General features: G+C 73.8%; 6 protein-coding genes. 2 read left to right on the top strand and 4 right to left on the bottom strand.

The window, feature by feature from the left end:
* A partial coding sequence (locus tag E3O23_RS00030) for an RNase H family protein (RefSeq protein WP_134486489.1) occupies positions 1–522 on the bottom strand: 522 nt, incomplete at its 3' end.
* 110 nt (positions 523–632) lie between these two features.
* Between E3O23_RS00030 and E3O23_RS00025 the strand changes: the two genes are divergently transcribed.
* A complete protein-coding gene (locus tag E3O23_RS00025; protein ID WP_134486495.1) occupies positions 633–878 on the top strand; it encodes a MoaD/ThiS family protein in 246 nt (81 codons plus the stop codon).
* 133 nt (positions 879–1011) lie between these two features.
* Here the strand turns inward: E3O23_RS00025 and E3O23_RS00020 are convergent, their stop codons facing one another.
* From E3O23_RS00020 to E3O23_RS00010, 3 genes are read right to left on the bottom strand one after another with little or no spacing between them, the layout of a single operon-like run.
* Positions 1012–1425 (bottom strand): molybdenum cofactor biosynthesis protein MoaE, encoded by a 414-nt coding sequence (locus E3O23_RS00020; protein WP_134486486.1) that lies wholly within the window; start codon positions 1423–1425, stop codon positions 1012–1014.
* Positions 1418–2506, bottom strand: a complete 1089-nt coding sequence (gene moaCB, locus E3O23_RS00015) for a bifunctional molybdenum cofactor biosynthesis protein MoaC/MoaB (RefSeq protein ID WP_198415091.1) — start codon at positions 2504–2506, stop codon at positions 1418–1420. Before moaCB ends, E3O23_RS00020 begins: the two co-directional genes overlap by 8 nt.
* Before the next feature lie 50 nt (positions 2507–2556).
* Entirely contained in the window at positions 2557–3765 is a 1209-nt protein-coding gene (locus tag E3O23_RS00010; RefSeq protein ID WP_134486483.1) for a ThiF family adenylyltransferase, read from the bottom strand.
* Between E3O23_RS00010 and modA the strand changes: the two genes are divergently transcribed.
* Positions 3764–4600: a molybdate ABC transporter substrate-binding protein gene (gene modA / locus E3O23_RS00005; protein WP_134486480.1), complete on the top strand. Its 837-nt coding sequence runs from the start codon at positions 3764–3766 to the stop codon at positions 4598–4600. The genes E3O23_RS00010 and modA overlap by 2 nt on opposite strands.
* Positions 4601–4662: the final 62 nt, after the last annotated feature.

The raw sequence follows: 4662 nt of genomic DNA, 5'->3' as shown, positions 1-4662 counted from the left end.
GGCGGCTCGCGGCGCGGACGGCGCGGCGACCGCACGCGGCGCGGGGGCGGAGTCACCCGCGCGCACCCAGCCGGGCCCGGCCGGAACGGCGAGGTTGCGCTGGTAGGCCTCGGAGACGGCGCGCGCCCGGGCATCCGCGCCCTCGTTGAGCGGGTGGTTCGCGTGCCCCTTGACCCATTCGAACCGGTACCTGCGGCCGACGAGCACCGCGTCGATCTCGATCAGCTGGTCCAGGTTCATCACCGGCTTCCCGTCGGCCTTGCGCCAGCCCTTGGCCTTCCAGCCGCGCATCCACTTGGTGACCGAGTTGATCACGTACTGGCTGTCGCAGATGACGTGGAGGTCGTCGTCGAGGTGCGCGGTGGCGCGGAAGAGTTCGAGGACGGCCTGCAACTCGCCCTGGTTGTTGGTGGCGTGTTTCCAGCCGCCGGCGCCCCAGCAGGAGTCGTCGACGTACCAGGCCCAGCCGGCCGGGCCTGGGTTGCCGAGGGCCGAACCGTCGGCGGCGGCGATGATCGTCATGCGAGCCCTTCCAGGTGGCCTGCCGGGTGCAGGACCTCTCCAGTGTGCCATCCCGAGCGGGCCGGGCCGGCACACACCCGCCGGTCTAGAGTGATGGTGTGACATCAACCATGAACGTGCGGGTGCGCTATTTCGCGGCGGCGGCCGAGGTCGCCGGCCGCGATGAGGAGACGGTGCTGCTGCCGGACGGCGCGACCGTCGGCGAGTTGCGGGCCGAACTGTCGCACCGGTACGGGCACGGCATGGAGGCCGTGATGGCCTCCGGATCGTTCCTCGTCGACTCCGTCGTCAGCCGCGACCAGTCCCGCCCGGTCGGCTCCCGCGTCGACGTCCTCCCGCCCTTCGCCGGCGGTTAGCGCAGGTCTCCGGCAGCCTGACGAGCCGGGGGTTTCGAGCCGGGGATTTCGAGCTGCGCGGGCGGCGCGCCGCTGCGCGTGCGGCGTGCGACGCGCGCAGCGGCGCACGGCCAGCGTGTCGCGCGCGGTGCTCCTAGAGACCGACCCATTCCGAGCTGCCGGCGGGGAAGTGCTGGCGCTTCCAGATCGGCACGTTCGCTTTGATCAGCTCGACCAGCTCGGCGCAGGCGGCGAACGCCTCGGCGCGGTGCGGCGCTGCGACGGCGGCGACCAGGGCGACATCGCCGACCCGGAGCGGTCCGGTGCGGTGGATCGCCGCGACCCGGAGCCCGGTGCGGGCGGCGACGCCCTCGCAGCACTCCCGCAGGAACCTCTCGGCCTCCGGATGCGCCTGGTAGTCCAGCGCGGTCACGGCCCGGTCCTGGTCGTGGTTGCGCACGATCCCCTGGAAGGACACCACGGCGCCGTTCTCGGCGGAGAGCACGAAGTCGTCCACGGCGTGCGGGTCGATGGGCTCCGCCGAGATGGCGGCGAGCACGTCAGGCACGGTCGGCCGCCGGCAGGCTCGCCGTCGAAGTGCTGCCCTCGGGCGCGGTCGCTGCCGAGGTGTTCGCTGCCGGCGCGCTCGCCTCGTGCAGGCCCGAGCCGGACACCTGGTCGACGAGGTGGTCGAGCAGGTCGGCCAGCACCGCCAGGCCGTCGCGCACTCCGCCGGTCGAGCCGGGCAGGTTGATCACGACCGTTCGGCCGGCCGTGCCGGCCAGCCCCCGGCTGAGCGCGGCCGACGGGGTGGTCTCCGCGCCGCGGCGGCGCAGGGCCTCGGCGATGCCGGGCAGTTCGCGGTCGAGCACGGCGGCGGTCGCCTCCGGCGTCTCGTCGGTGCGGGACACCCCGGTGCCGCCGGTGGTGATGATGACGGCGGGCTGCTCCCGCACCGCGGTGGCGAGGGCGTCGGCGATGTCGGCATCCGCGACCACCAGCGGGGCGGTCGTGTCGTAGCCCAGCTCCCCGAGCCAGGCCGCGATGACCGGGCCGGTCGTGTCTTCGCGCAGGCCCGCCGCGCCCTGGGTCGAGGCGACGATGACGCGGGCGGTGCGCCCGGGCGCGTCCGGCGCGGATGACTGTTCGGCCTCGGACGTGTCGCCGCGCGTCCAGTGCCCGCGCTTGCCGCCGCTCTTCGAATCCAGCCGCACGTCGGTGAGCGTCGCGCCCGGGTCGACCGCCTTGACCATGTCGTGCAGGGTGAGCCCGGCGATGGTGACGGCCGTGAGCGCTTCCATTTCGACGCCGGTCTGGCCGCGGGTCTTCGCCGAGGCCTCGATCTCGATGGTGTCCTCGCCGAGGCGGAAGTCGATCTTCACGGAGGAGAGCGGAACCTGATGGCAGAGCGGGATGAGCTCGGAGGTCTTCTTGGCGGCGGAGATCCCGGCGATGCGCGCCGTGGCGAGGACGTCAGCCTTCGGCAGGTTGTCGGCCCGGACGAGGGTGAGCACCTTCCTGGTCGTGACGAACCGCCCGCTGGCCACGGCCACCCGGCTCGTCTCCGCCTTGTGGCCCACGTCGATCATGCGCGCGCGGCCGTCGGCATCCAGGTGGGTCAGGTGCGTCGATTCGGTCATGGTGTCCATCCGTCAAGTTTCCCGTGCCCAGTGCTTCCTGTGCACAGTTTCTCCTGTGCTCAGTATCGCCTGAGCGCGGGGTCGACCGTGGCCGACCAGGCGTCGATGCCGCCCTGCAGGGAGCGCACGCCGGCGAGCCCGTAGTGCTCGAGGATGGCCCTGGCCCGGTCCGAGCGCGGCCCGTGGTGGCAGTAGACCACGACGGGCAGTTCGTCCCCCAGCGCGGCCACGGCGGCCTGGGGGTCGCGGGCCAGTTCCCCGAGCGGCAGCAGCAGCGAGCCGGGGAGACTGGAAACCTCGGCCTCCCAGGGCTCGCGCACGTCCACCAGGCGGAGCGGCGTGCCCGCGGCCAGCAGCTCGGAGAGCTCCCGCACGTCGATGTCGGGGGCAGGGGCGGCAGCAGGGGCGCCGCTCTCGGCGGTTGCGCCGGCAGCCGTGCCCGTGCCGGCAGCCGTGCCCGTGCCGCAGAAGGCCTCGTAGTCGATCAGCCCGGTGACCGGGGTGCCCTCCGGGTCGCTCGCGTAGGCGACCTCGCGAAACGTTCCGCGCAGGCTGTCGTAGATCGTGACCCGGCCGAGTAGCGGGTCGCCGACGCCGGTGACGAGCTTGATCGCCTCGGCGACCATGAGGGCGCCGATGACCGCGCAGACCGGCGGCAGGGCGCCGGCCTCCGCGCAGGACGGCACGGTGCCGGGCGCGGGCGGTTCGGGGAACAGGTCGCGGTAGTGCGACCCGCGGGCCGCCCAGCTCACGCCGGCCTGCCCGCCGAACTGGTGCACCGCGCCCCAAACCACCGGGATCCCGGTCAGCAGGGCGGCGTCGTTGATGAGGTATCGGGTGGGGAAGTTGTCGCTGCCGTCGAGCACGAGGTCGTAGCCGGCCATGATCGTAAGCGCGTTCGCGGCGGTGAGCATCGTGTCGTAGCCGACGGCGCGCACCTCGGGGTCGAGCGCGGCGATGCTCTCCAGCGCGGAGTCGACCTTGCTGCGGCCGACATCCCGGATGCCGTGGATCGTCTGCCGGGGAAGGTTGCTGGCCTCGACGGTGTCGGCGTCGATGACCCCTACATGTCCGAACCCGGCCGCGGCCAGGCCCGGGATGCTCGCGCTGCCCAGCCCGCCGGCGCCGACGACGAGCACCCGGGCGGCGGCGAGCCGGCCCTGGGCGGCGAGGCCGAACCCGGGTAGCGAGATCGTGCGGGAGTAGCGCGCCACGCGGTCCGGCGTCAGAGGGGCGCCCGGATCGGTCAGCGCGTCGAACAGGCTCATGCTGCCTAGAATAAGCCTGTCGCCGCCCGGGGCGTGGCGTGCAGACGGGACGGGCGGCGTGGCGAGGTTGCGGATTGGGTCGGTGGCCGTGCTCGGCGCGGGTCTCCTGCTGACCTCCTGCGCCCCGGCCGCTCCCGTCGGCCCGGAGCCGGGCGCCGTCGCCGGCACGGTCGTCGTTTTCGCCGCCGCATCGCTGACCGAGGCGTTCACCGCCCTCGGCGAGCAATTCGAGGCCGACCATCCCGGCACGAGCGTCACGGTCAACTTCGGCAGCAGCTCGGCCCTCGCGCAGCAGCTCACCGCGGGCGCCCCGGCGGATGTCTTCGCCGCCGCGAGCCCGTCGGCCATGGGCGTCGTGGACGAGGCCGGCCTGGTGCGGGGCGGGGCCACCGTCTTCGCCAGCAACAGCCTCCGGATCGCCGTTCCGGCCGGAAACCCGGCGGGAGTGACCGGGCTGGCCGACTTCGCCCGGGGCGACCTGACCGTCGCCCTCTGCGCGCCGGAGGTGCCCTGCGGCGTGCTCTCCGCGCAGGTGTTCGCCGACGCCGGGATCACCCCGGCCCCCGACACCCTCGAACAGGATGTGAAGGCCACGCTCGTCAAGGTCGAGCGGGACGAGGTGGACTGCGCGCTCGTCTACCGCACCGACGTCCTGGCCGCCGGCGGCGCCGTCGACGGGATCGACTTCCCCGGAGCCGACGAGGCGGTCACCGAGTATCCGATCGCGATGCTGTCCGACGCGCCGAACCCGGCTGCGGCCAGGGCCTTCCGGGACTTTGTGCTGTCGGACACCGGGACGGCCGCGCTGGCCGCCGCGGGATTCGGCGCCGGGTAGACCCGGCTGGCCGCACCCGGCCGACCCGGAACGGCCGGCGCCGGCCGGCGCGCGCTTCCGCC

The organism is Cryobacterium tagatosivorans (genome assembly GCF_004402215.1).
Lineage (GTDB): Bacteria > Actinomycetota > Actinomycetes > Actinomycetales > Microbacteriaceae > Cryobacterium > Cryobacterium tagatosivorans.
The sequence above is the reverse complement of the archived record's forward strand: the minus strand, read 5'-3'. Positions and strand labels throughout refer to the sequence as shown.